Here is a 24,186-nt window from a genome sequence, read left to right as displayed (position 1 = left end):
CAGAGAGGGATAGAGAGCGGGGCACAGAGAGGAGGCTACCGAGGTGGTCGGAGGCAGAGGCGGCAGCCCATCCGGTAGGAGGAGAGGGGGGCGGCGACGGCACAGAGAGGAGGCGAGGGGTAGGCGGGGAGAGCGGAGCCGCGGAGCGTGCGGGCAGACAGTAACCGGGGTTCGGAGCGAGGCGTGGGCGACGCGAGGCGATAGCGGAGCGGTGACCGCGCGAGGCGGAGACCCCGGAGCACGGCGGGGGCACGACGCAGCGCGGCGAGTCCCGGAGGGTACGAGGCCGCGCCGCGCGTCAGCACAGGGAGGAGGGGGGGGCGGGGATAGAGGGCGGGGGCGCGTTTGTTTTTAGAATGGATTCGGAATTATCCGGAAGATCACAGCACAGGCTACTCCTATATGATAGACTTATAGAACTTATGATAGACTTATAGGACTCGGTTAGTCTTATAAGCCTTATTAGTCACAAAAAAAGCCTCAGAGAGCGAGGGAGTAGGTGTCGTAGCAGACGGCGCGGGCGCCGAAGCCCTCTTTCTGAAATATCAGGCCGCCGTTGAGCAGATGTCCCATCTGCTCGGTGCTGCCGCCGAAGTCGAAGTAGGGCATGCGACTGTAAGTGTCGCTGACAAGGGTGTGGATAAGCAGGTCGATCGCTCCGAGGCTCTTACCGATAGGCGATGCGGAGATATATTGCGTGTGAACCACTCGGTCGGTCACATAGACCACCGCCGCCCCGAGCATACGCCCCTGCAGCATGGCGGCGTGGAGCGCGATCCTGTCGGGCCACATACGTGCCAGAGCGGTGATCTCCTCCAGCGAATGGACCGGCACAGCACCGTGGCGCGTCAGCAGATTTTCCGACAGTATCTTCCAGAACGCAGCATAATCGGCCGAGCGCACTATCTCCACCCCCGCCCGCAACGCCTTGCGTATCCCCGACCGGCGCGCCTCCGACATAGGCAGAGGCGAACCGAGATCTATGGCCGACGATATGCTGCGCCCCACTATGGAGGCGCCGCCCCCGATGGCAAACAGCGCATAAAGATCCTCCTGAGCCGGCATACGGTGATAGATATACGGCACCGGCTTATAGATCATCCGCCGCACTCCCCGGGCACGCAGATCCTCGGCGAGCATACGCATCATCGCCACGACCGCCTCGGCCGTAGCCCGGCTGTCGGTCACCAGTCCGCCGTAGGTGAGTCCGGCGTGGGAGTGGAACAGATCCCCCTCGATATTGCCCGGCATGACTGCCGCGAGGCGGCCTGCGCAACGGAATATGACCGACGCGTCGGCAAACCGTCCGGCATGATAGTCCATATAGCGGCGGTCGAACAGAAAAGTGCCGTTTTTTGACCGCGCCACAAAATCGTTCCACTCCGCAGCCATATCGGGAGCATAGCGATGCATCGTTATCCGCGCGGCATTCATATCTCCAGATCATTGATGATACGGGCTATCGCGGCAGCGTCGGCCACGGTCAGAGCACCGGCTATCGGCAGGCTCACGGCCTGACGGCAGATGCTTTCGGCCACCGGCAGCGGCGTGCGCGCCAGCTGACGCCGGGCATAGCATGGCTGCAGATGGGGCGGCACCGGATAATGGACATCGGTTGCCACTCCGGCTTCGAGCAGGCGCCGGCGGAACAGGTCGCGCGACGGGCCGGTGAAGCGCACCACATACTGGTGCCACACACAGTCGGTGACCGAATCCGACATCAGCGGCCTGACAAGGTCGGCACGGCATATGGTGCGCTCGTAGGCCATGGCGCGGGCAAAACGCGCCGCATTCTCCTCGGCCACACACGAGAGCTTCACGCGCAGCATGGCAGCCTGTATCGGATCGAGCCGGCTGTTGACTCCGGCATATATGTTGTGATAGCGGCGGTCAGAGCCATAATTGGCAAGCGCCCTGACCGTGGCTGCAAGCTCACGGTCGGAAGTCAGCACGGCTCCGGCATCGCCCAGCGCGCCGACGTTTTTAGTGGGATAGAAACTTATGGCCGACGCATGACCCAGCGCACCCGCACGGCAGCTGCCGGAAAGTCCGGCCACAGCAGAGCGCGCCCCTATGGCCTGGGCGCAGTCCTCCACCACAAGCATCCCTCGCGAAGCGGCCAGAGAAGCAAGAGTATCGTCCCAGCACACACGACCGTAGAGATGCACAGGCATTATGGCGCGGGTGCGGGACGTCAGAGCCGCCTCGACGAGCGAAGTGTCGAGATTCATCGTCAGCGGATCGGCATCGACCGGCACGGGCACGAGCGAGGCGTCGCTCACGGCGAGAACGGAGGCTATGAACGTGTGGGCCGGAACGATCACCTCGTCGCCCGGCTGCAGACGTCCCATCTCCACCCACGCGCGCAGAATCAGGCGCAGGGCGTCGTAGCCGTTGCCCGTGCCCACCGCACAATCCGTGCCGGCAAGCGCGGCAAGCTCCCCTTCGAAAGCTTCCACCTCCTCGCCGCCGATATAGCGCCCGCTCTCTATCACCCGGCAGGCCGCCTCGGCAAGCCGCCCGGCACAGGGAGCGTTGACAGCCGCGAGATCAAGAAACGGATAGCGGGGCGACTGCTCCTCGCTGCACTTCGATGAATTGCTCATAGTCATATAGATAATCCGTCGGATCATAAGGTGTGGAAGCCACCGCCAGCACAACGGCATCGGCGCTGCAACGCTCTATGACGCGCCACTGCGACGCATCAACGGCCACAGCTCCCGACGACACATCGAGCCGTCGGGTCAGCCGGCTGCCGGAGCCGTCGTCGGTGGTCAGATCGAAACTGCCCGAGGCCGCCATAAGCAGAGAGCGCTGGCGCAGGTGGGCATGATCGCCACGCGAACGGCCCGACGGAACATTCCAGATATAATAGACACGCTTCATGGCAAACGGCACACCGATGCCCCCCGAAACGTCGGCGCCCACCACAAGAGCCACACCGCCTGACGACACCACTATGTCGCAGCCGTCCGAAAAAAGCACACCCTCCGACGGATCGCCGATGGTCAGGCTGCCGCCCACAGTGACAGAGCCGTGCAGAGCCACTACCGCCCCGCAGCCGTCGAAACGCGACGGCACGGAGGCAAGCCATACCGACGACGGCACAAACGGCACCGCCCCCCCCTGCTCGATGAAAGCAAGAGAGCCGCGGCTGTCGCTGACTACAGGTATATGGATCCGGTTCAGGCTCATCATAGTCATAACGGCCTTCGCGACGATTTATTTCACACTCGGCAAAACACTTTCGGGCCGGCCGACGTTGTAATGACAGAAAACGATCTCGTTTTATCCATGCTCTAATATATTTTCAACTGTTTGTTTATTTATGAAAGGGATAATCCGATTGCCGCTGGCGGCGGCTGCCACAGCTATCGCATTCGCTTCAGCGTCAGCCGACAATCCTACTCCCCCGGACAACGCAGTCCGGGGGATTGAACGCATTCTCACGGCTCTGCGCTCCGCGCAGTGCTACAACGATACGGTGAGATTCACCGTCGGGATGCCGCAGCTCTCCGACGATGTGGTCTACGAAGTGGCTCTCCGGCAGATCCCCGCTCCCGACGACAAGCTGCTCCCATGCTCCTACGTCATCGACTGGCAGCTGACCGGACGCGACGAACCCTCGCGCGGCTTCTCGGCCTACTTCTCAGGCAACCACTACCGATACTCATCCCGTCGGCTTCAGGAATACCACTACGAAGCCGACTCGATGGCTTTCCGTCCACGCGAGATCGGAGGACTGAAAGGCGACGGAGTGCAGCGCACGGCACAGTTCGCCTCCCTGCTACCGACACTTCTTGCCGACGAGATAGAAAACCTGGCGAAGGATCCGTCATGCACCATGACACTGAACGCCGACACTATCATAGGGGGCATAAGCCGCACAGCCCTGAGGGCGGTGAGGCATCTCGAAGGCCAGGAGCGCACGGCCTCCGAAGCCGAGATGATATTCGACTGCTCTACCTTGCTTCCGGTCAGGCTTCACTATGAGAACTCCCCCGGCACCGTCAGCGAGCAGACTGTCGACGCCGACTACCTCACGGCTACCGTCGGAGATCCAGCCGGATGCCCCGCCCTGACCGAAGAGCAGCTTATCGCAACCTATCCCGACGTATTCGCCAACTATCGCCGCAGCAATTTCCGCGTGGAGAGCCTGCCGGGCAACCCGATGCCGGAATTCGCCCTGCCGACGCTCACCGGCGAACGCTATTCGCGTCTTGCCACCGACCGCTTCGCCTCCCCGACGCTGATAGTGGTGCTTGATCCCGAAGGGGGCTTCACCGGGCAGTTTATCGACGCCGTGCGCCAGGGGGTGGCACAGCTTCCCTTTGCAGCCGACATAATATGGGCGTTCACCGGCAACCACGCCGACACCATAGAGTCGCTGACCGGGCCGGCACGACTCGGCGAAACCACACTCATAAGCGCCCGAGGCCTCGCCCGCGACTGCGGCGCGGCCACTCTGCCCGCAGCACTCATCTGCCGCAAGGACGGCCGCGTGGCCGACATCATAGTCGGATTCAACAATAACCTTGCCGCCGACGTTATACAGAAAACGACGGTAGCCGGCCAATAACCGGCCGGCCACCATGCCATATAATGACTACACAAAAACTATGCAGACTATCTATTTCAAAGGACAACCCTGCCACACTTACGGCGAACCGCCCGCTGTCGGGCAGGCCGCGCCGGCATTCCACCTGACAGCACCCGATCTATCGGACTGCTCGCTCGACACCTTTGCAGGCAAACGCATCGTGCTCAACATCTTCCCGAGCCTCGACACCGAGGTGTGCGCCCGGTCAGTGCGCCGCTTCAACGAAGAGGCCGCCAAGCTCGAAGATACGGCTGTGGTGTGCGTGTCGATGGATCTACCCTTCGCCATGGGTCGATTCTGCACACTCGAGGGGATCAACGGCGTGACATTCGCCTCCGCTTTCCGTTCGCCGCTGTTCGGCCAGAACTACGGAGTGATGATGACCGACGGCCCGCTTGCCGGATTGCTTGCGCGCGCAGTCATGATAATCGATAAAAACCGAAAAATAGAATACGTGGAGCTCGTAGGGGAGATAACCCACGAACCCGACTACAAAGCCGCCCTCTCGACGCTCAGATAATATACCGTTTCTCTCAAGGCTTCACCTTACGTCCGGAACTTATTCATTTCGCAGCCGCCGGACGCAGGGTGAAGCCTGCCGTTATACCCTCATACGAAGAGAGTATCTTCGACATGGCCTGCGCCGAGGAGCTGCCGCTTATGGCCGCTACCTTATCGACGATCCATATAAGTTTCGACACGTCGAAAGTCAGATCGATACTATTCTTGCCGTTGCGCTTTATGCAAGCGTCCATGCTTCCGATCGGCACTTTGCCGCCAAGTCGGAAGCTGAGAGTCATCGTGGCGTCGGAATCTTTCGGAGCCGGCTCCACTATGCCGCCGAGACTTACCCGTCCGAGCTTCATGGTGAAAGTGGAGTCGGGCGAGAATGTCACCTCCGCCTTGTCGAATCCGGCCGTTTTGTAATATGGCTCAAGCTTCTTTTCGACAGCCGTCGCTGCCGCCGCTCCACCCGCCTTCTTCAGCAGATTGTCGGACTTGAAAGTCACTGCCGGAGAGTCGTATCTCCATGTTCCGGCCACCGACTCCAGAGTGATGGCCGTTTTGGTCCCGAGAATACCTCCGATCAGGCTGCGGAGATCAGTCTGCGCGCTCAGATCGGCCACACCGCATATAGACATGGCCAGCAGGAGCACTGCAACAATACGTTTTGTCATAAGTCAAGTATCTAAGTAACTCTCAAAATAATGAAAGTGCAAATTTAACCATATTTAAGCGCGCGCCACAAATTCGGTTAACCTATATTTGTTAACTTTACAGACTTTTGATAAAACCCTCACGCGCATTGACACACCATCATACTCTTACACACCTCATCCTCACCACGTTTTTTGCCATCACGCTGACGATACTCGGCAGCTGTGCGTCCGACTCGTCATCGCCAGTCAACGACAGCGGCATGATACACCCCATAGTCACCATTGATCCGACCGTTATCGATGACGACAACGCCGGCCCGTCGCAGCCCACAGTAGGCACAGCGCCTCTGCCCGAAGAGATGAGCAGCACACTCGCCACCGCCGACGGTTCGCTGTCGCATTCATGGGCGTCACTGGCCGATTTTCCGGTCGACCAGCCGTTTCTCGCCGGAAAATACAACCTCGATGTCTACTCCGGATCAGACATGACCGAGGGGTTTGACTGCCCATATTTCACAGGCTCGGCCGAATTCACACTCAACGGCGGCGAGGAGGCGCAGCCCGAAGTGGTGTGCACGCTCGCCAACACCATGCTCGACGTCGACTTCACAAGCGGATTCAGCGAATACTTCGCCGACTGTTCGGTGACATTCCACAGCCACGGAGGCCGATATGTGGATTTCTCACACGATGAAACCCGCTACGTATTCCTTCGTCCGGGCGACATCGATGTGAGTCTGAACCTGACGCTTGCCGACGGACGAAGCTGCTCCGTATATATGACCTGCATCAAGAACGCACTGCCGCGCCACTGCTACACGGCCACTCTCACACTTTCGACCGACAACCCGGATGTGCCGGCTGTAACGCTCTCGCTTGACGAACGGATATCGACCGACAACGTCACCATACGCCTGACGCCGGCGCTTCTTGCCGCCAAAGCGCCTGAAATCCACTGCGAGGGATTTGCCGACGGATCGCCGCTGCACATAACCGAAGGATCAGTGCCCGACCACAGCATAGCCGCCACAGTCGACGCTGCCTCACTGTTGAGCGGGCTTTTCCTGAGCACCAACTCACCCACGCTGCTCGCCGGAGGATGGCCGGCTGAAATAAACCTTATGGAGGCATCCGAAAGCGATATGGCGGCAATGCGCTCGTTCGGTCTGGCATTAGTCAGTTCGGCCGACGGAAGTCTTACAGTCGATTTCACCAAGGTGGTGCCGAATCTTCGGCTGGCAGAGGGCATAACACAGCACCGGCTGCAGCTACAGGCACGCACACGCACCAATATAGAATCCCGACCGGCCATACTCGCCGTAGAACTTGGCGGTGTCGATGTGACTCTGATCGAAGTGAGCGAGGCCGTCATGGGGATCGACAGCTGCACCATGCGCATATCGCTTCCTGCCGAAGCCTCGCTTGACGACGTGGCGGTAGAGATTCTCGGCGATGACGGACAGTGGACCGCACCTGCCGAAACGATCCGGACACCCGGAGCCGGAGGCCACAGCGCGACGATAACGTTCGACGTTCCGGCCGGACAGTCCGACATCGGATCACGGATAATGTATTGCGGTGCGGTCAAGGCCACAGCCTCCATACGCCGGCGAGCGCCGGAATTCAATATCAGCGTCGACGCATTCTCCCACAGTGCTGTGGTAATGATCGAGTCATCTGATCCAGGACTGACATCGTACATCACCCGCAACGCCTCGATCTACGCCAACGGCGTGCCTACAATCGAACTGGCACGAATGGAAGACAACGGCGTGATTACCGTCACCGGACTTAAAGCCGACACCCGCTACACACTGCGTGCTACAGTATTGACCCAGCCGCGCGGCAATGCCGACTTCACCGCACCGGTCGATATCACCACCGAAAAAGCCCAGCAACTCCCCAACGCCGACTTCGAGGAACGCAGAAAATCGGTTGAGTACCGCAATCTGCCGAGCGGTGGCCGGTATTCGCAGACCATCGTCGGCATCTTCAACAGGCAAAACCACGCAAACATCAAACAGGAAGCCCCCCAGAGCTGGGCCAACGTCAACGCAAAGACATTCTGCATGGATGCAGCCCGGCACAACACCTGGTATATGCAGCCCTCCACAGAGTCGGTACTCGACGCTTATCTCAATTCCTACGGGGTTCGCATACAAAGCGTAGGATGGGATATCGACGGACCTGAGATTCCCGATTACCGGCAGCCCGATCCCCCCTACACAGACTATAGCCGCAATATTCCACGGCCTGCACACAGATCGGCCGGACGTCTGTTTCTCGGATCATACCGGTTTGACCCGGCCACAATGACCGAAACCTACGACGAGGGAATAGAATTCGCCTCACGACCTATGGCACTGAACGGATTCTACAAATATCTGCCGGGATCCACCGCCACCGCTGAGCGCGGATTTGTCAGAGTGGAAGTGACCGGCATATCGTCCGACGGCGCAGAAATCACCATAGCCAAAGCCGAGACAGCGCTGCCTGCCGCCACAGGCTACACGGCATTTACCGTGCCGCTGAGCTACACAGTGCCCGGAGTCAAGGCCACAAAAATCAAAGTACTTCTCGCTTCATCTACAGCAGTGGGCACCATCGATGAAGAGACAGCATCGGTAATAACCATAGCCGATCCTGTCACAGCCACTTACAGAGGAAGCACACTGTGGGTCGACGCGCTATCGCTGTCATATTAATCAGTCTCTCCGGTTATCTGACCCCGGACGGACACTCCGACACAGCCTTCTATCCAAGCGGGCTGCGATAGTCAGGTTCAAGCTCAAGCAGAGGCTCCATCACAAAGCGCCGTCCGGCAGCATGGGGATGAGGCAGCGTGAGCCGGCGGCTGACATACACCATACGTCCGTAGTCGATCAGATCTATATCGAGCAGGCGGTCGGCATATCCGCCCGATGCGTCGCGGTGTGACGCGCCGCCACCGACACCACGCTCTATCTCGAGCAGCACCGAGAGCAGACTTTCCGGATGCAGGTCGCAGTCTATCATCATGCCGACATTCACAAAAGCGTTGTCGCTTTCGAATCCCCACGGCTCCGACTCCACCGCCCGGCTCACCCTTGCCCCGGGAAAACGGCTGCAAACGGCAGCGACCGCCCGCCCTATGAGAGCATGACGGTCGCCGATATTCGATCCGATGTTGATATGTGCTATCAAAGCGTCTTCTTCACTTCCACCTCCTCGAAGGCCTCTATCATGTCGCCCTCCTGAAGGTCGTTGTAGTTGTGGAGATTCAGACCGCAGTCGTAACCCGACAGCACCTCTTTCACATCGTCCTTGAAACGCTTTAGCGAATCAAGCTCGCCTGTGTGGCGCACAATGCCGCCACGTATCACGCGCACCTTGCACGAACGCTTGAGTTTGCCCTCGCGCACGATACATCCGGCCACGGTGCCCACCTTGGAAATCTTGTAGGTCTGAAGCACCTCGGCCGTACCGATCACCTCCTCCTTGATTTCAGGCGCAAGCATTCCCTCCATGGCGTCTTTCACCTCCTCTATAGCCTGATATATGACCGAATAGAGGCGTATCTGCACTCCCTCGCGCTCGGCCTCGCGGCGGGCGGCCTGCGACGGACGCACCTGGAAACCGATGATGATGGCATCGGAAGCGGCGGCGAGAGTCACATCGCTCTCGGATATCTCGCCCACAGCCTTGTGGAGCACATTGACCTGTATCTCCTCAGTGGAGAGCTTGATAAGCGAATCGCTCAGAGCCTCGATCGAACCGTCGACGTCGCCCTTGACGATGATATTCAGTTCCTGGAAATTGCCTATGGCGCGGCGGCGGCCGATATCCTCCAGAGTGAGGATCTTCTTGGTACGCGCACCCTGCTCGCGCTGGAGCTGCTCGCGCTTGTTGGCGATCTCGCGGGCCTCCGATTCGGCTTCCATCACATTGAATGTGTCGCCTGCTGTCGGAGCGCCGTTCAGACCCAGTATCAGGGCCGGCTCCGAGGGTCCGGCCTCCTTGATGCGCTGGTTGCGCTCGTTGAACATAGCCTTGATACGGCCGAAGTGGGTTCCGGCCAGGATCACGTCGCCAACACGGAGAGTGCCGTTCTGCACGAGCACCGTAGCCACATATCCGCGGCCCTTGTCGAGCGACGACTCGATGATGGAACCTGTGGCACGACGGTCGGGGTTGGCCTTCAGATCAAGCATCTCAGCCTCGAGAAGCACTTTTTCCATGAGTTCCTCGACTCCGATACCCTTCTTGGCCGATATATCCTGCGACTGGTATTTGCCACCCCATTCCTCCACGAGGTAGTTCATGTTGGCCAGCTCCTCCTTCACCTTGTCGGGATTGGCGGCGGGCTTGTCGATCTTGTTTATGGCAAACACGATAGGCACTCCGGCAGCCGAAGCATGATTGATAGCCTCGATGGTCTGCGGCATGACGTTGTCGTCGGCGGCCACAATGATGATACAGATGTCCGTGACCTTCGCGCCTCGGGCACGCATGGCGGTGAATGCCTCATGACCCGGGGTATCGAGGAAAGTGATATGACGTCCGTCGGCAAGCTTCACGTTGTAGGCGCCTATATGCTGCGTGATGCCTCCGGCCTCGCCGGCGATTACATTGGCCTTGCGGATATAGTCGAGAAGCGATGTCTTGCCGTGGTCCACGTGACCCATGACGGTGACTATCGGCGGACGGCTGACAAGCTGATCTTCCGAATCCTCCTCCTGATTGATGGCCTCGACCACCTCGGCCGAGACATACTCGGTTTCGAATCCGAACTCCTCGGCTACGATATTGATCGTTTCGGCGTCAAGACGCTGGTTGATGCTCACCATCACTCCGAGGCTCATACATGTGCCTATGACCTTATTGACCGGCACATCCATGAGCGAGGCAAGATCGTTGGCGGTAACGAACTCTGTCAGCTTCAGCACGCGGCTTTCGGCGGCCTCCAGTTCGTGGGCCTCACGTTCGCGCTCGGCATTGATCTCTTTCTTCTCCTTGCGCCATTTGGCCGATTTCTTCAGACCCTTGTCCTTGTTGGTCAGGCGGGCGAGAGTCTCCTTGACCTGCCTCTGAACATCCTCCTCGGTCACTTCCGAATGCGACTGCGAGCCATGACGCTGACGGTCGCGCCCGCGCTGGCGGTCGCGGTCGCCCTTCTGCTGGTTCTGGCGCTGTCCGCCTCCGTTCTGAGCCGACTGCTGGGCGGTCTTCTCTATATCGATTTTTTCTTTTCCTCCGATACGCTTGCGCTTCTTGCGGTCGCCTGCGGCTGCCGTTCCTCCTGCGGCAGCACCCTGGCCCTGACGACCGGCGGCGATACGGTCGTTGCGCTTCTCTTCTTTGCTCTTACGGCGAGGACGTGTCGACTGGTTGATAGCCGACAGGTCGATCTTGCCGACCACATTGATATTAAGTGTCGGACGGGCGTTGGGGCTGAACACTCCATCGGTTTCTGACGCTGCAGCCTCTTTGCCGGGCTCTTCCGCCGGCGATGCTGCTTCACCCTTGGCTTCAGGCTTCGTCTCAGCCTTGTCGGCCTCCTCTGCGGCCACTTTCGCAGTGGCCACAGGCTCCGGCTTGGCCGGCTCCTCAGGCTTTGTCTCAGGCTCGACCTTGGCCGGCTCTGCCTCGGGCTTCTTTTCGGTCATGGAAGCTACCGGCTCGGCGCTCTTATTTTCGGCCGCCGGTTCGGCCACAGCGTTGCTCTGCTCGACCGGAGCGCTCTTGACAGGCTCTTCGGCCACCTCTGCCGACGGCGATGTCACCACCGGCTTGCGCGAGTCGAGATCGATGTGTCCCACGACCTTGGGTCCCTGCTGCACCGGGGCCTCGATTTTTATCTCCGGAGCCTGACGCTGTTCGGGCTGACGCTCCTTGGTCTTGCCGTGACGGTCGCCCGAGAGATTGTCGCTCTTGGTTTTCTGAACCCTGTCGGTCTGGTACTCCTTGACGATAATATCGAGCACGCTGTCGTCGACACGTGCGTTGGGGTTATCCTCGATGGTGATGCCTTTCTTGCGCAGGAAGTCGATCAGTGTGGGGAGGGCCACATTGAAGTCCCTTGCTATTTTACTTATTTTCGTTCTCGCCATATAATGTTTTGACAGTTTTTGTTGTTGGTTTGAGGAGAGTTGTCAGTCGCGCCGCCGATCAGGCTTCGGGCGCAGCCTCGTCGCCGCCTTCGGGCAGATCCTCGAATTCGGCGCGGAGCACCTGGAGAAGCTGGTCGACGGTCGACTCTTCGAGATCGGCCTTGTCGATAATCTCCTGACGCGACAGTGCAAGCACGTTTTTGGCGGTGACAAGTCCCATATTCTTGAGGGTCTCGATCACCCAGGGATCGATTTCGTCCTTGAATTCGTCGAGATAGATATCCTCTTCCTGCACCTCGTCGCTCTCACGGTAGACGTCGATCACATATCCGGTAAGCATCGATGCGAGCTTGATATTCAGACCCTGCTTGCCGATGGCCAGCGACACCTCTTCGGGACGGAGGAACACCTCGGCCTTCTTCTCTTCCTCGTCGATACGGATTGTCGACACCCGCGCGGGGCTGAGCGCACGCTGTATGAACAGCGAGGGGTTGGATGTGTAGTTGATCACATCGATATTCTCGTTGCGAAGCTCGCGGACGATACCGTGTATGCGCGATCCCTTGACACCGACACAGGCTCCGACGGGATCTATGCGCTCGTCGTAGCTCTCCACGGCAATCTTGGCGCGCTCACCCGGGATGCGTGCCACCGCACGTATGCTGATGAGTCCGTCGTGGATCTCGGGCACCTCCAGCTCAAACAGGCGGCGAAGGAAATTCTCGCTCGTGCGGCTGACGGTGATCTTGGGATTGTTGTTCTTGTTGTCGACATTCGACACCACGGCACGCACTGTCTCACCCTTGCGGAAGAAGTCGCCGGGGATCGACTCGCTCTTGGGGAGTAGCAGCTCGTTTTTGTCGTCGTCGAGCAGCAGGGTCTCGCGCGACCATGTCTGATAAACCTCGCCGGTGACCAGTTCGCCCTCAAGCTCCTTGAATTTGTCGTAGATAGCCTCTTTCTGCAGATCGAGTATCTTAGACTGGAGCGTCTGGCGAAGGGTGAGTATGGCGCGGCGGCCGAAGTCGGCGAAGAATATCTCGCGGGTGTGCTCGTCGCCTATCTCGGCGTCGGGATCCTGATCGGCCTTTGCGTCGGTCAGTCCGATCTGCAGGTTGGGATCGGTCACAGTGCCGTCCTCCACCACTTCGAGATTCTGGAAGATCTGCACGTCGCCCTTGTCGGGGTTGAGGATCACATCGAGATTGACATCGGTGCCGAACATTTTTGCCAGCACATTGCGGAACGATTCCTCAAGCACGTTGATCATCGTGATCTTGTCGATATTCTTGAGCTCCTTGAATTCGGCGAAACATGCCACCAGATTGGGAGTTTCCTCTTTTTTTGCCATAACCGGTTTATATCTTGTGTGGTTTTATTTTATTGTAAATAAGTCGTCTATAATATTGATTCCGAACCCGCGGCTCACTTGAAGTCGATCACCGGAGTGACACGGTTGGTGTCGGCGAGCTTTACGGTGACGGTTTCCTCCACCATCACGGGTTTCTTCTTGCCCTCGGGACGCACCTTGCGGGTTGTCAGCAGAGAGATCTCCGAAAGATCGTCGCTCACCGACTGCAGCACACCGCAGAGCTTCTTGCCCCCCTCGCGCAACATCACCTCCACTTCGTGGCCTATATTCTTGTCATACTGTCCCTTGACCTTCAGAGGAGAGGTCAGCCCGGCCGACCCCACTTCCAGCTCATAATCCTCGGCCTCGCGGTCAAACGCCGCCTCGATTTTGCGCGACAACGCCACACAGGTGTCGATATCCACACCTTCCGGACTGTCGATCTCCACCGTTATACGGTTGTCGGGCGTGACGCTTACATCCACCAGAAACAGATCCGTGTCACGGAGTGCCTCTTCGACCGTAAGCGTCAGTTGATTCTTGTCTATCATATTGTCGATTGGGTTCGTTGACTGATATTCATCCGCAGCCGTAAACAAAAGGAGGAAGCTCTCTGGCCTCCTCCGCGACTGCTTTGTGATGCAAAGTTACAACATATTTTCCATACAATAGCTCTATTTCGCCTCTTTTTATGCATCCGGGAGGGATCGCGATTCAATATTAACTATTAATTAACTTAATTTAATTATATTTATAACACATTCTTAACAAGCAGCTCTGCTATCGTCCATTCCACACCCAACCATCGCGCAACAATAAACAGAGGCCTCACAACGTTATCAAGTCATGAGCCGACCGGAAATATCTGTCATAATACCGTATTACAATGCCGTGCGTCATATCGAACGCGCAGCACGCTCCCTGTTTGGCCAGTCGCTCGGCCGGAGGCTGGAAACGGTGTGGGTCGACGATGGCTCAACCGACGGATCCGCAGCGCTGCTCCACAGCATTTTGTCCGAGAAAAGAGCCGACGCGCCATCGGCCATAACACTGACCCACAGCAACAACCGAGGCTCGGCAGCAGCACGCCTTACAGGACTCTCAGCCGCCTCAGGCCGATACATCATATTCTGTGATGCCGACGACTATGTAGACAACGACGCCTACGAAACGATGCTCCACACGGCCTGCACGACCGGAGCCGACATGGTGGTGTGCGACTATATCGTGGAACGAGGCGACAGCAGAGTGCGACACACCGGAATGCGCGACAGCCGTTCGCTCACATCCGACATGCTCCGCGGAAAAGTCCACGCCGGCCTGTGGAACAAGCTCATCGCACGCCATCTCTTCGACAGCATCGGACCGCTTTGGATCGAGGGGATCGACATGTGGGAGGACGCGTGGATAACTACCCGTGCGGCTTACCACGCGAAAAAGACCGCCTACCTGCCACGACCGCTCTACCACTACGTCAGCAATCCGCAGTCATACACCGGCCGTTTTAGCGACAAATCAATATCCGACATGCTTGCTGTGACCGAAATGCTCGACGAACATTTCGCCGCAACCCCATGCCGCGACATGACAGCCGCGCTGAAGCGCCGCGCAAGAGCACTGGCTCTATACTACGGATCGGAGGAACGCCGACGGAAGGCCCGCGCACTCTGGCCAGACATACCATACCGGTGGCTCGACATCACCGACGGACTGCCGCCACATCAGCGCGCAATGGCTTTCTGTGCCGCCCACCGAAGCCTTGCACCGGCCGTCAAGACGCTCGAACTCATCAGACGACTCGCCGGAGGCAGATGAACACCACACGACAGCCATACAGCACAGCACCCTCCCGGTCGCGCACTCGCAACAGTGTGCGCAACAGCGCCGTAGCCATGACATACTTCCTCGTCATGCTCGGTCTCGAATTTTTCTCGCGCAAAGTGTTTCTGACACACCTCGGCGAAGACATTCTCGGACTGAACTCCACGGCCGCCAACCTGCTGCAGACCCTCAATCTCGCCGAACTCGGCATAGGGGCCGCCATAGGATTCTCACTCTACAGGCCGCTTGCCGACGGCGACTACCGGCAAATTTCCGCCATCATGTCGCTCCAGGGCCGGATATACCGACGCATAGCCCTTGCCGTAGGGTGCGGAGCGATTGTGCTCATGGGATTCTTTCCGGTGATATTCTCCGACATCACACTTCCGCTATGGTATGCCTACGCATCGTTCGGAGTGATGCTCTGGAGCGCGCTGCTAAGTTATTTCGTCAACTACCGCCAGGTGCTGCTTACCGCCGACCAGAAAGATTACCGCATATGCCTGAGCTATCGCAGCGCCATGATAGCCAAGACAATCACGCAGATGTGGGCCGTCAGCCGCCTCACCGACGGATACATCTGGTGGCTGATACTCGAAGGGGTGTTTGCGGCTGTCGGAGCATGGGCCGTCGATCTTGCAGTGCGCCGCACATTCCCCCACGTCAAGCCATCCTCCGAAAGTTTCAGCACACTGCGGCAACGGTTTCCGGAGATCGAACAGAAAGTCAAACAGGTGTTTTTCCACAAAATAGCCGGATTCGCACTCGAGCACGGCACACCGCTTGTCATCTATGCCTTCGGATCGCTTGCCGCAGTGACAGCTTATATCAACTACTACATAATCATCCGTGGAGGCGAGCGGATGATGGCCGCGCTCTTCGACCCAGTGACGCCGGGCATAGGCAACCTTGTCACCGAGGGCGACCGGTCAAAGATACGCAGCGTATACGCCGAACTGTTTTCAGCACGGTTCTACATCTCCGCTACGCTCGTGACTGCAATTTATTTTCTTGCCCACCCGTTTGTGAGCCTGTGGATCGGCCCGGCCTACCTGCTGCCACAGACTACTCTGGCGCTGATGTGCGCCATCATGTTCATCGGTCTCACGAGATTCGCCACCGATTCATTCCGCTACGCCTTCGGACTATTCGCCGACACAGGCGCCCCGGTGGCCGAAACCGTCGCAAGTCTTACGCTGTCGGCCCTGCTCGGCTCACACTATGGACTCGACGGCATCCTTACCGGCATAGTCATCACCCAGACGGCCGTCATAGTCATCTGGAAACCATACTACCTCATCAGCCGCCGCATGCCCGGATTCGGAGCCACCTACGTCAGACTCTACCTGTCGCATCTTGCCGCAGGCGCCATAACGGCCGCCGCCGTAGGCACAGCCCTCACCCACACATCCGCCGGGCTACGACTGACAGAAATCGCTTCACTCTCGGCAGCTGGGTTTGCCATGGCCGCCGCTGCAACAGCCGCAGCCACAGCCATCATTCTCGCCGCCATAATGACAGCCTGCTTCAAGCCATTCCGAAGATTCGCCGCCAGAATAAAACACCACTACCGGCCATGACTCCTATAATAAGCGTCATCATACCGGTCTACAACACCGGAATATACCTGCGGCGGTGTGTCGACAGCATTCTGCCGCAACTACCCGACGAATCGGAAATAATCATCGTCGACGACGGCTCTACCGACAGTTCGCCGGCAATATGCGACGACATCGCGGCATCCGACCGACGCATCACCGCCATACATACACACAACGGGGGAGCCTCGCACGCCCGCAATACAGGCATAGAGGCCTCACGCGGCAGATACACGATGATGGTCGACTCCGACGACACGCTCGAACCCGACCGCATCATTCCGCTCATAAACCGCATGGAGGCCGAACGACTCGACCTGCTGACATTCGGCATCTACGACATCATTGACGGCAAACGCCGGCTCAGCAACATCAGCGGAAAGCCCCACAGCGCAGTGAGCGGCGCGGAATATGCCCTGCGCCACACCATCGAGCATTCACCATGTACGTTTATCGTGCTTCGGAAAACCATCGGCGACCTTCGCTTTCAGGAAGGGGTGATCATGGAGGATTACGGCTTCTGCCTCGAACTCTACGAGCGTTGCCGGCTCATAGCCCACTCGCCCGACGGAGTCTACAACTATATAATCCGCAAGGGATCGGTCAGCCGCAGCAGAGGTGTCGACGCCGACCGACACAGAATGCACTGCTGGAAGAAGATATTGGAACGCATGGCCTCACGGCCGTGGACGGAGACCTATCGCCCGGCCGCACAGCGGTGGATAGCCCACTACGAACTCGAAGCCATGAAGCAGCTCGGCCATTGCCGACTGTCGATATCCGAACGGCTGCGGATCCGTCGCACACTGCGCCATGCCGGCATCGACAGCCCCGGACGTCCGGCACTGCCGTCCCTGCGGGCGAACGTCATGCGCATGATGCTCGAAACCACACCATCGGCCATCGCACTGTGGCTCATCTGCGACCTCCGGCGCATCATCAGAGGAGCGCTGTCATGACGGCTCGTCCGGCCCATTAATACTAACCTCGCTTTTACCACACAGCATAAAATAACGCCGTGTCAAAGAATGAAATTTTGACACAGCGCCTTTGATTTCTTTTACGCGATTCTGTCAGACAGCCTCAAGCGCCTGCGCCAGATCCTCGATCAGATCGTCGACATGTTCCGTGCCCACACTGAGGCGAACCGTCGACGGATAGATCTTCTGTTGAGCCTGCTCATCCTCCGAAAGCTGCGAATGCGTCGTCGACGAGGGGTGTATCACCAGACTCTTCACATCGGCCACATTGGCCAGAAGCGAGAATATCTTCAGGTTGTCGATAAAACGCCATGCCTCGTCCCGGCCGCCGCACAGTTCGATCGTGAATATCGAGCCTGCACCATCGGGATACATGCGCTCATACAGCTCATGATCGGGATGATCGGGGAGTGAGGGATGATTCACACGTTTCACTTTGGGATGCTCCGAAAGCCAGCGCGCCAGCTTGACAGCGTTCTCCACATGACGCTCCACGCGCAGCGACAGCGTCTCCACACCCTGAAGGATAATAAAAGCATTGAACGGTGAGAGCACCGCGCCGGTATCGCGGAGTATCACAGCACGTATTCGGGTGACGAACGCAGCCGCGCCGGCCACATCGGCAAACACAGCGCCATGATACGACAGATCGGGCTTTGCCAGCGTGGGGAACTTGTCGGCGTCGGCCTTCCAGTCAAAGCGTCCGGCATCGACGATCACACCGCCAAGCGAAGTGCCGTGTCCGCCGAGAAACTTCGTCGCCGAATGAATCACCACATCAGCACCGTGCTCTATCGGCCGTATTATATAAGGCGTGCCGAACGTATTGTCTATCAGCAGCGGCAAACCGTGGGCATGAGCCATATCGGCTATTGCCCGTATGTCGACCGGCGACGAGTTGGGATTGCCCAGCGTCTCGATAAACACAGCCTTAGTATTGGGTCGTATTGCCTGCTCGACATTCTCAGGATCGGACGGATCCACAAATGTCGTGGAGATACCGTATGACGTCAGTGTGTTATGCAGCAGATTGTAGGTGCCGCCATAAATATTGTTGGCCGCCACGATATGATCGCCGGCCGTCGCTATGTTGAGAAAAGCATACGTGACCGCAGCCGCGCCTGAAGCCACAGCGAGCGCTGCCACCCCGCCTTCGAGCGCTGCCACGCGCTGCTCCAGCACGTCGGTAGTAGGATTGGTCAGACGACTGTAGATATTGCCCGGCTCCGAGAGATCAAAACGGCCTGCAGCCTGACGGCAGTCATCGAACACATAGCTTGTAGTCTGATAGATAGGCACCGCTCTGGCACCGGTTGAGGCATCGGGAGCTTCTTGTCCCGCATGCAGCTGGATTGTTTCGAATCGCATGACTATTGTTGGGTTTTAAGATTCACACCGCAAAGTTAGCAAACCAAAGATATTTCATCCAATAAAATTTCAAACTATAGATTATATCACTAAATTTGCCACAAAGACAGAATTTCTGACCGTTTCAACCAATCTTTTACACGCTCCTATGGATAAAATATCTGTTGACCGGCTCGACGCCACCGACATCAGCATACTTCGCATACTCCAGACCGACGGACGACTCACCACCAAGGAACTTGCGGCCAGAGTAGCTCGATCGGCCACACCGGTCTACGAACGCGTGCGCCGACTCGAACAGGAAGGCTACATAAAAGGCTATGTGGCGATACTCAACCCCGACCGGCTTCGACGCGGATTTGTCGTGATATGCAATGTGAAGCTGCGCGAACTGTGCCGTGAGAAAGCCGACACCTTTGTCAGCCGCATCATGGACATAGCCGAAGTGACGGAATGCTATAATGTGTCGGGCAAATTTGACTATCTGCTCAAAATTATGGCACCCGATATGGACTACTACCGCGACTTCGTGCTCAACATACTCGGCACCATCGACAACATATCGGCCATCGAGAGCACCTTCGTAATGGAAACCCTCAAGAGCGGCACAGCAATACCGCTCTGACACGACACAGCGACGCAATTCCAACCAAGCACATTGAATATCAAACAGTTGAAACGCCGTACACTATACAGCAGACACTACACCCCAATACATTTCACCGCCACGACTATGTGAAAATTTGTGAAAAACACTCGACTACTATTGCACATCAAATAAAAAGGGCTTAACTTTGCAGCGCTTTTAATAAAAGCACCGGGGTGTAGCTCAGCCAGGTTAGAGTACGCGTCTGGGGGGCGTGTGGTCGGAAGTTCGAATCTTCTCACCCCGACAAGAAGCTGTCAGCAATGTGCCGACGGCTTCTTTTCTTTTTCACCCCTCCCCGCATCCGACATACATAAGATCGTATTCCTTAAAATTCAGGGTCAGCGGATTCAAAATTCACCGCCTACGCCGAATTCTAAAAAGAACACACTCTCTAAATTTTGTGAAACTATAAGTTTTTCCTGATTTCTGTATTTTATTCAGTATTTTTATTTAACTTTGCACCGTCAAAGGATTCTATCTGACCGAACACAACATATCAACTAATGGATATAAACGACATTACGGTGGCATTTGCGACTTCCGACCACACCATCCACTCGGAACGCATCTGCACTCTCATCTATGAATCAGCCCTGCAGCGAGGCACAGGCATCGCTCGCCGGTCGCCAGAGTACATCTCGGCCAAAATCACCGGAGGAAAAGCCGTCGTAGCGCTCGACGGCGACAAGCTCGTGGGCTTCAGCTACATCGAATGCTGGGGACACGGCGACTTCGTGGCCACCTCCGGACTGATCGTCGACCCCGACTACCGCCACCTCGGACTGGCAAAACGCATCAAAGAGAAGACATTCGAACTCGCACGACAGAGATTCCCCTACGCCAAGATTTTCAGCATCACCACATCGCTTCCGGTCATGAAACTCAACTCCCGCATGGGATACATGCCCGTGACATTTTCCGAACTCACCGACGACGCCGAATTCTGGGAAGGATGCAAAGGATGTGTGAACTACGATGTGCTCCAGCGCAACGACCGCAAACGCTGCCTCTGCACCGGAATGCTTTTCGACCCTGCACAGCCCATGGCCGAACAACCGTCGAAAGCCACCCCCTACATGATGCTGCTGCGCAACAAGATCGGCAAGATACTGCATCTGAAGTAAAGCAGCGCTGCCGACAACTCTACAAAATCCCAACCGATCGGCCCATTGCAACGCAAGAAACCGGCGACCGCATAAATATCATCGTTTAATTTTTGACACCTAACCAGCTATGAGCAAGAAAAAAGTGGTGCTGGCTTTCTCGGGAGGCCTCGACACATCATTCGCAGTCAAATACCTTACCGAAGACCTCGGTTATGAAGTACACACCGCCATCGCCAACACCGGCGGATTCACCGACGAAGAGCTCGAGGTGATCGCCGACAAGGCAAAACGCCTCGGAGCGGCATCGCACGCCTCGCTCGACATCACCAAGGACTACTACGACCGCAGCATACGCTACATGGTGGCCGGCAACGTGCTCCGCAACGGCACATACCCCATCTCTGTCAGCTCCGAACGCATATTCCAGGCCATCGCCATAATCGAATACGCCAAGAAGATCGGAGCCGACGCCGTGGCGCACGGATCGACCGGAGCCGGAAACGACCAGGTGCGCTTCGACCTCACGTTCCAGATACTCGCACCCGAGATCGAGATCATCACTCCCACACGCGACATGACCCTCACCCGCGAATATGAGATCAACTATCTGCGCGATCACGGATATGTAGCCGACTTCACCAAGATGGAATACTCCATCAACAAAGGACTCTGGGGCACAAGCATCGGCGGAAAGGAAACTCTCCACTCCGAACAGACCCTCCCCGAAAACGCCTACCCCTCGCAGCTTGAGGCCAGCGGCGAAGAGGACATAACCATATCATTCGAGCAGGGCGAGATCTCGGCCGTCAACGGCAAGCCTTTCGCCGACAAGGTCGAAGCCATACGCGAAGTGGAGCGCCTCGGAGCCCGCTACGCCATCGGACGCGACATGCATATCGGCGACACGATCATAGGCATCAAGGGCCGCGTAGGTTTCGAAGCCGCCGGACCGATGCTGATCATCGCCGCCCACAAGATGCTTGAGAAGCATACACTGACCAAATGGCAGCAATACTGGAAGGATCAGGTGGGCACATGGTACGGAATGTTCCTCCACGAAGCCCAGTATCTCGAACCCGTGATGCGCGACATCGAGGCCATGCTTCTCTCGTCGCAGCGCAATGTCAGCGGCACCGTAACGATACGTCTGCGCCCCTACGGCTATACGCTTGTAGGCGTCGACTCGCCGTTTGACCTGATGAAGACCGACTTCGGCGAATACGGAGAGGTCAACAAGGCATGGAGCGCCGACGACGTCAAGGGATTCACCAAGATACTCGGCAACCAGATGAAGATATACCACAACGTGCAGCGCCGCAACGGCAAGGACGAATGAAAGCAGGAATCATAGGCGGAGCCGGATACACGGCAGGAGAGCTCACACGCCTGCTCATCAACCACCCGGAGGTGGAGATCGGATTTATCCACTCCACCAGCCATGCCGGACAGCCGGTCAGCGCCGTCCACGAGGGACTGCTCGGCGACACCGACCTGTGTTTTGCGGCCGATTTCGACCTCAACGCCGTCGACGTGCTCTTTCTCTGTCAGGGACACGGCAAAAGCACACAGTTCTGGGCCGAGCACCCTCTGCCCGACACACTGCGCGTCATCGACCTCGCACAGGATTTCCGCGACGAATCGGCCGGATATGTCTACGGACTGCCCGAACTGCAGCGCCAACGCATAAGCGGGGCACGCCTTGTGGCCAATCCGGGATGCTTCGCCACAGCCCTGCAGCTGTCGATGCTCCCGCTCGCAGCAGCAGGAATGCTCCCCGACCGGATCAGCGTCAGCGGCGTGACCGGGTCAACCGGTGCAGGAGTCAAGCCCGGCTCCACCACCCATTTCAGCTGGCGCAGCGACAATCTGTCGGTCTACAAGCCCTTCAACCACCAACACCTCGCCGAGATATGCCGGTCGCTCAAAGGACTTCAGAACGGTTGGGACGGCGTGATCGACTTCGTGCCTGTCAGAGGCAACTTCGCCCGCGGCATCTATGCCATGACATGGATCCACACCGACATGACCGAAGAGGCCGCGCGCCGACTCTACACCGACTTCTACGCCACGGCGCCGTTCACCATCGTCGCACCCGGAGAGGTCGACCTCAAACAGGCCGTCAACACCAACAAAGCCGTCATCGGCATCACGGCCACAGAGGGACGCCTGCTCGTCACCTGCGCGATCGACAACCTGCTCAAAGGAGCATCCGGACAGGCCGTGCAGAACATGAACATCATGGCCGGATTTGACGAAACCGCCGGACTCCGGCTCAAACCATCAGCCTTCTGATCCATTACAAGCATGAAACTTTTCGACGTATATTCACTCTACGACATAGAGCCTGTCAGAGGACAAGGCTCACACGTCTACACAGCCGACGGCACGGAGTATCTCGATCTCTACGGAGGCCACGCCGTCATATCCATAGGCCACGCCCATCCGCGCTACATTGAGGCCATCGCCTCGCAGGCTGTAAGGCTCGGATTCTACTCCAACTCTGTAGGCAACTCGCTACAGACACGCCTCGCCGAACGGCTTGGCGAAGTGTCGGGCTACGACGACTACTCGCTGTTTCTCTGCAACTCCGGAGCCGAGGCCAACGAAAACGCCATAAAGCTCGCATCGTTCCACACCGGACGCCGACGTCTGCTGGCCTTCTCGCAGGCATTCCACGGACGCACCTCGGGCGCAGTTGCAGCCACCGACAATCCCAAGATCGTATCGCCGTTCAACGCCACCCCCAACGTCACTTTCGTGCCGCTGGGCGACATCGAGGCTGTGCGACGCGAACTCGCCACCGGAGAGTATGCCGCAGCGATCATTGAGGGCATACAGGGTGTGTCGGGCATTCACGAACCGTCGCCCGAATTCCTGCGACAGCTCCGCGAAGCCACAGAGGCGACAGGCACGATGCTCATACTCGACGAGATACAGAGCGGCTACGGACGCACCGGATCATTCTTCGCCCACCAGCCCTCGGGCATACGGCCCGACCTGATAACGGCGGCCAAAGGCATCGCCAACGGCTTCCCGATGGGCGCAGTGCTCATCTCGCCCCGTTTCGAGGCACGCAAAGGGATGCTCGGCACCACCTTCGGAGGCAATCATCTGGCCTGCGCAGCAGCTTTGGCCGTGCTCGACGTCATAGAGGAAGAAAATCTCATCGACAACGCCGCCAAGGTCGGCGACTATCTGCTCGGCGAACTCCGCGCCATGCCCGGACTGAAGGATGTGCGCGGACGCGGACTGATGATCGGCGTGGAGATCGAGGGCGACGCCGCCCGACTGCGCCGCCGACTGCTTTTCGACCGCCATATCTTCACAGGCGGAGCCGGCGCCCACACCGTGCGTCTGCTCCCGGCGCTGTCGCTCCCCATCGACGAGGCGCGACGCTTCATTGACGAATTCAAATCACTCATCGCCGACAGCGGCGAGTAACCGACCAATACACCTGACAATAT

20 protein-coding genes and 1 tRNA gene are annotated in these 24,186 nt (G+C 57.9%); 12 read left to right on the top strand and 9 right to left on the bottom strand.

Translation table 11 applies throughout. The annotated features are described in order from the left end of the window. Positions 1–480: 480 nt before the first annotated feature. From NF347_RS13480 to NF347_RS13470, 3 genes are read right to left on the bottom strand one after another with little or no spacing between them, the layout of a single operon-like run. Positions 481–1,434 carry a GNAT family N-acetyltransferase gene (locus NF347_RS13480; RefSeq protein WP_240604917.1) on the bottom strand — a complete coding sequence of 318 codons (954 nt, stop codon included), beginning with the start codon at positions 1,432–1,434 and terminating at the stop codon, positions 481–483. After that, the gene (locus tag NF347_RS13475) at positions 1,431–2,606 is read right to left on the bottom strand and encodes a DegT/DnrJ/EryC1/StrS family aminotransferase (protein WP_107681584.1); all 1,176 of its coding nucleotides are present in this window, start codon (positions 2,604–2,606) and stop codon (positions 1,431–1,433) included. Before NF347_RS13475 ends, NF347_RS13480 begins: the two co-directional genes overlap by 4 nt. Next, positions 2,551–3,204 carry a WxcM-like domain-containing protein gene (locus NF347_RS13470; RefSeq protein WP_107036025.1) on the bottom strand — a complete coding sequence of 218 codons (654 nt, stop codon included), beginning with the start codon at positions 3,202–3,204 and terminating at the stop codon, positions 2,551–2,553. Before NF347_RS13470 ends, NF347_RS13475 begins: the two co-directional genes overlap by 56 nt. A gap of 124 nt (positions 3,205–3,328) precedes the next feature. Here NF347_RS13470 and NF347_RS13465 point away from each other — a divergent pair, with 124 nt between their 5' ends. After that, entirely contained in the window at positions 3,329–4,579 is a 1,251-nt protein-coding gene (locus NF347_RS13465; RefSeq protein WP_107681585.1) for a hypothetical protein, read from the top strand. Between the two features lie 40 nt (positions 4,580–4,619). Beyond that, on the top strand, positions 4,620–5,120 hold the full coding sequence (gene tpx, locus NF347_RS13460) for a thiol peroxidase (RefSeq protein ID WP_107681590.1): 501 nt from the start codon (positions 4,620–4,622) through the stop codon (positions 5,118–5,120). Between the two features lie 43 nt (positions 5,121–5,163). On the opposite strand, the gene NF347_RS13455 is transcribed toward tpx, so the two are convergent. Further along, the gene (locus tag NF347_RS13455) at positions 5,164–5,778 is read right to left on the bottom strand and encodes a lipocalin-like domain-containing protein (protein ID WP_107681586.1); all 615 of its coding nucleotides are present in this window, start codon (positions 5,776–5,778) and stop codon (positions 5,164–5,166) included. Between the two features lie 128 nt (positions 5,779–5,906). On the opposite strand from NF347_RS13455, the gene NF347_RS13450 reads away from it, so the two are divergent. Then, entirely contained in the window at positions 5,907–8,465 is a 2,559-nt protein-coding gene (locus NF347_RS13450) for a DUF4493 domain-containing protein (protein WP_107036021.1), read from the top strand. A gap of 49 nt (positions 8,466–8,514) precedes the next feature. On the opposite strand, the gene folK is transcribed toward NF347_RS13450, so the two are convergent. From folK to rimP, 4 genes are all read right to left on the bottom strand, one after another. After that, positions 8,515–8,943: a 2-amino-4-hydroxy-6-hydroxymethyldihydropteridine diphosphokinase gene (folK, locus tag NF347_RS13445; RefSeq protein ID WP_161553826.1), complete on the bottom strand. Its 429-nt coding sequence runs from the start codon at positions 8,941–8,943 to the stop codon at positions 8,515–8,517. Next, positions 8,940–11,849, bottom strand: a complete 2,910-nt coding sequence (infB, locus tag NF347_RS13440) for a translation initiation factor IF-2 (RefSeq protein WP_107036019.1) — start codon at positions 11,847–11,849, stop codon at positions 8,940–8,942. Before infB ends, folK begins: the two co-directional genes overlap by 4 nt. 58 nt (positions 11,850–11,907) lie before the next feature. After that, complete coding sequence (nusA, locus tag NF347_RS13435) at positions 11,908–13,200, bottom strand: transcription termination factor NusA (protein WP_107681588.1); 1,293 nt, start codon at positions 13,198–13,200, stop codon at positions 11,908–11,910. 74 nt (positions 13,201–13,274) lie between these two features. Then, a complete protein-coding gene (rimP, locus tag NF347_RS13430) occupies positions 13,275–13,751 on the bottom strand; it encodes a ribosome assembly cofactor RimP (RefSeq protein ID WP_107036017.1) in 477 nt (158 codons plus the stop codon). Positions 13,752–14,046: 295 nt separating this feature from the next. Here rimP and NF347_RS13425 point away from each other — a divergent pair, with 295 nt between their 5' ends. From NF347_RS13425 to NF347_RS13415, 3 genes are read left to right on the top strand one after another with little or no spacing between them, the layout of a single operon-like run. Beyond that, complete coding sequence (locus NF347_RS13425; RefSeq protein ID WP_107036016.1) at positions 14,047–15,015, top strand: glycosyltransferase family 2 protein; 969 nt, start codon at positions 14,047–14,049, stop codon at positions 15,013–15,015. Further along, positions 15,012–16,601 carry a lipopolysaccharide biosynthesis protein gene (locus tag NF347_RS13420; RefSeq protein ID WP_161553804.1) on the top strand — a complete coding sequence of 530 codons (1,590 nt, stop codon included), beginning with the start codon at positions 15,012–15,014 and terminating at the stop codon, positions 16,599–16,601. The genes NF347_RS13425 and NF347_RS13420 overlap by 4 nt, the downstream gene beginning before the upstream one ends. After that, a complete protein-coding gene (locus NF347_RS13415) occupies positions 16,598–17,578 on the top strand; it encodes a glycosyltransferase family 2 protein (RefSeq protein WP_161553805.1) in 981 nt (326 codons plus the stop codon). Before NF347_RS13420 ends, NF347_RS13415 begins: the two co-directional genes overlap by 4 nt. Before the next feature lie 114 nt (positions 17,579–17,692). On the opposite strand, the gene NF347_RS13410 is transcribed toward NF347_RS13415, so the two are convergent. After that, a complete protein-coding gene (locus NF347_RS13410; protein WP_107036015.1) occupies positions 17,693–18,967 on the bottom strand; it encodes an O-acetylhomoserine aminocarboxypropyltransferase/cysteine synthase family protein in 1,275 nt (424 codons plus the stop codon). Between the two features lie 148 nt (positions 18,968–19,115). Between NF347_RS13410 and NF347_RS13405 the strand changes: the two genes are divergently transcribed. The 6 genes from NF347_RS13405 (at position 19,116) to NF347_RS13380 (ending at position 24,163) form a co-directional block, all read left to right on the top strand. After that, positions 19,116–19,592 (top strand): Lrp/AsnC family transcriptional regulator, encoded by a 477-nt coding sequence (locus tag NF347_RS13405; RefSeq protein WP_107036014.1) that lies wholly within the window; start codon positions 19,116–19,118, stop codon positions 19,590–19,592. A gap of 193 nt (positions 19,593–19,785) precedes the next feature. Next, positions 19,786–19,860, top strand: a tRNA-Pro gene (locus tag NF347_RS13400). Positions 19,861–20,119: 259 nt separating this feature from the next. Further along, positions 20,120–20,740, top strand: coding sequence for a GNAT family N-acetyltransferase (locus tag NF347_RS13395; protein WP_107036013.1), 621 nt, complete (start codon positions 20,120–20,122; stop codon positions 20,738–20,740). Positions 20,741–20,849: 109 nt separating this feature from the next. Further along, positions 20,850–22,058 (top strand): argininosuccinate synthase, encoded by a 1,209-nt coding sequence (locus NF347_RS13390; protein ID WP_107036012.1) that lies wholly within the window; start codon positions 20,850–20,852, stop codon positions 22,056–22,058. After that, the gene (gene argC, locus NF347_RS13385) at positions 22,055–23,014 is read left to right on the top strand and encodes an N-acetyl-gamma-glutamyl-phosphate reductase (RefSeq protein ID WP_107036011.1); all 960 of its coding nucleotides are present in this window, start codon (positions 22,055–22,057) and stop codon (positions 23,012–23,014) included. The genes NF347_RS13390 and argC overlap by 4 nt, the downstream gene beginning before the upstream one ends. Positions 23,015–23,026: 12 nt before the next feature. Beyond that, a complete protein-coding gene (locus NF347_RS13380; RefSeq protein ID WP_107036010.1) occupies positions 23,027–24,163 on the top strand; it encodes an aspartate aminotransferase family protein in 1,137 nt (378 codons plus the stop codon). Positions 24,164–24,186 lie beyond the last annotated feature (23 nt).

This window comes from Paramuribaculum intestinale (genome assembly GCF_030759015.1).
Classification (GTDB): Bacteria; Bacteroidota; Bacteroidia; order Bacteroidales; family Muribaculaceae; genus Paramuribaculum; species Paramuribaculum intestinale.
This window is presented reverse-complemented; position numbering and strand designations above follow the sequence as displayed.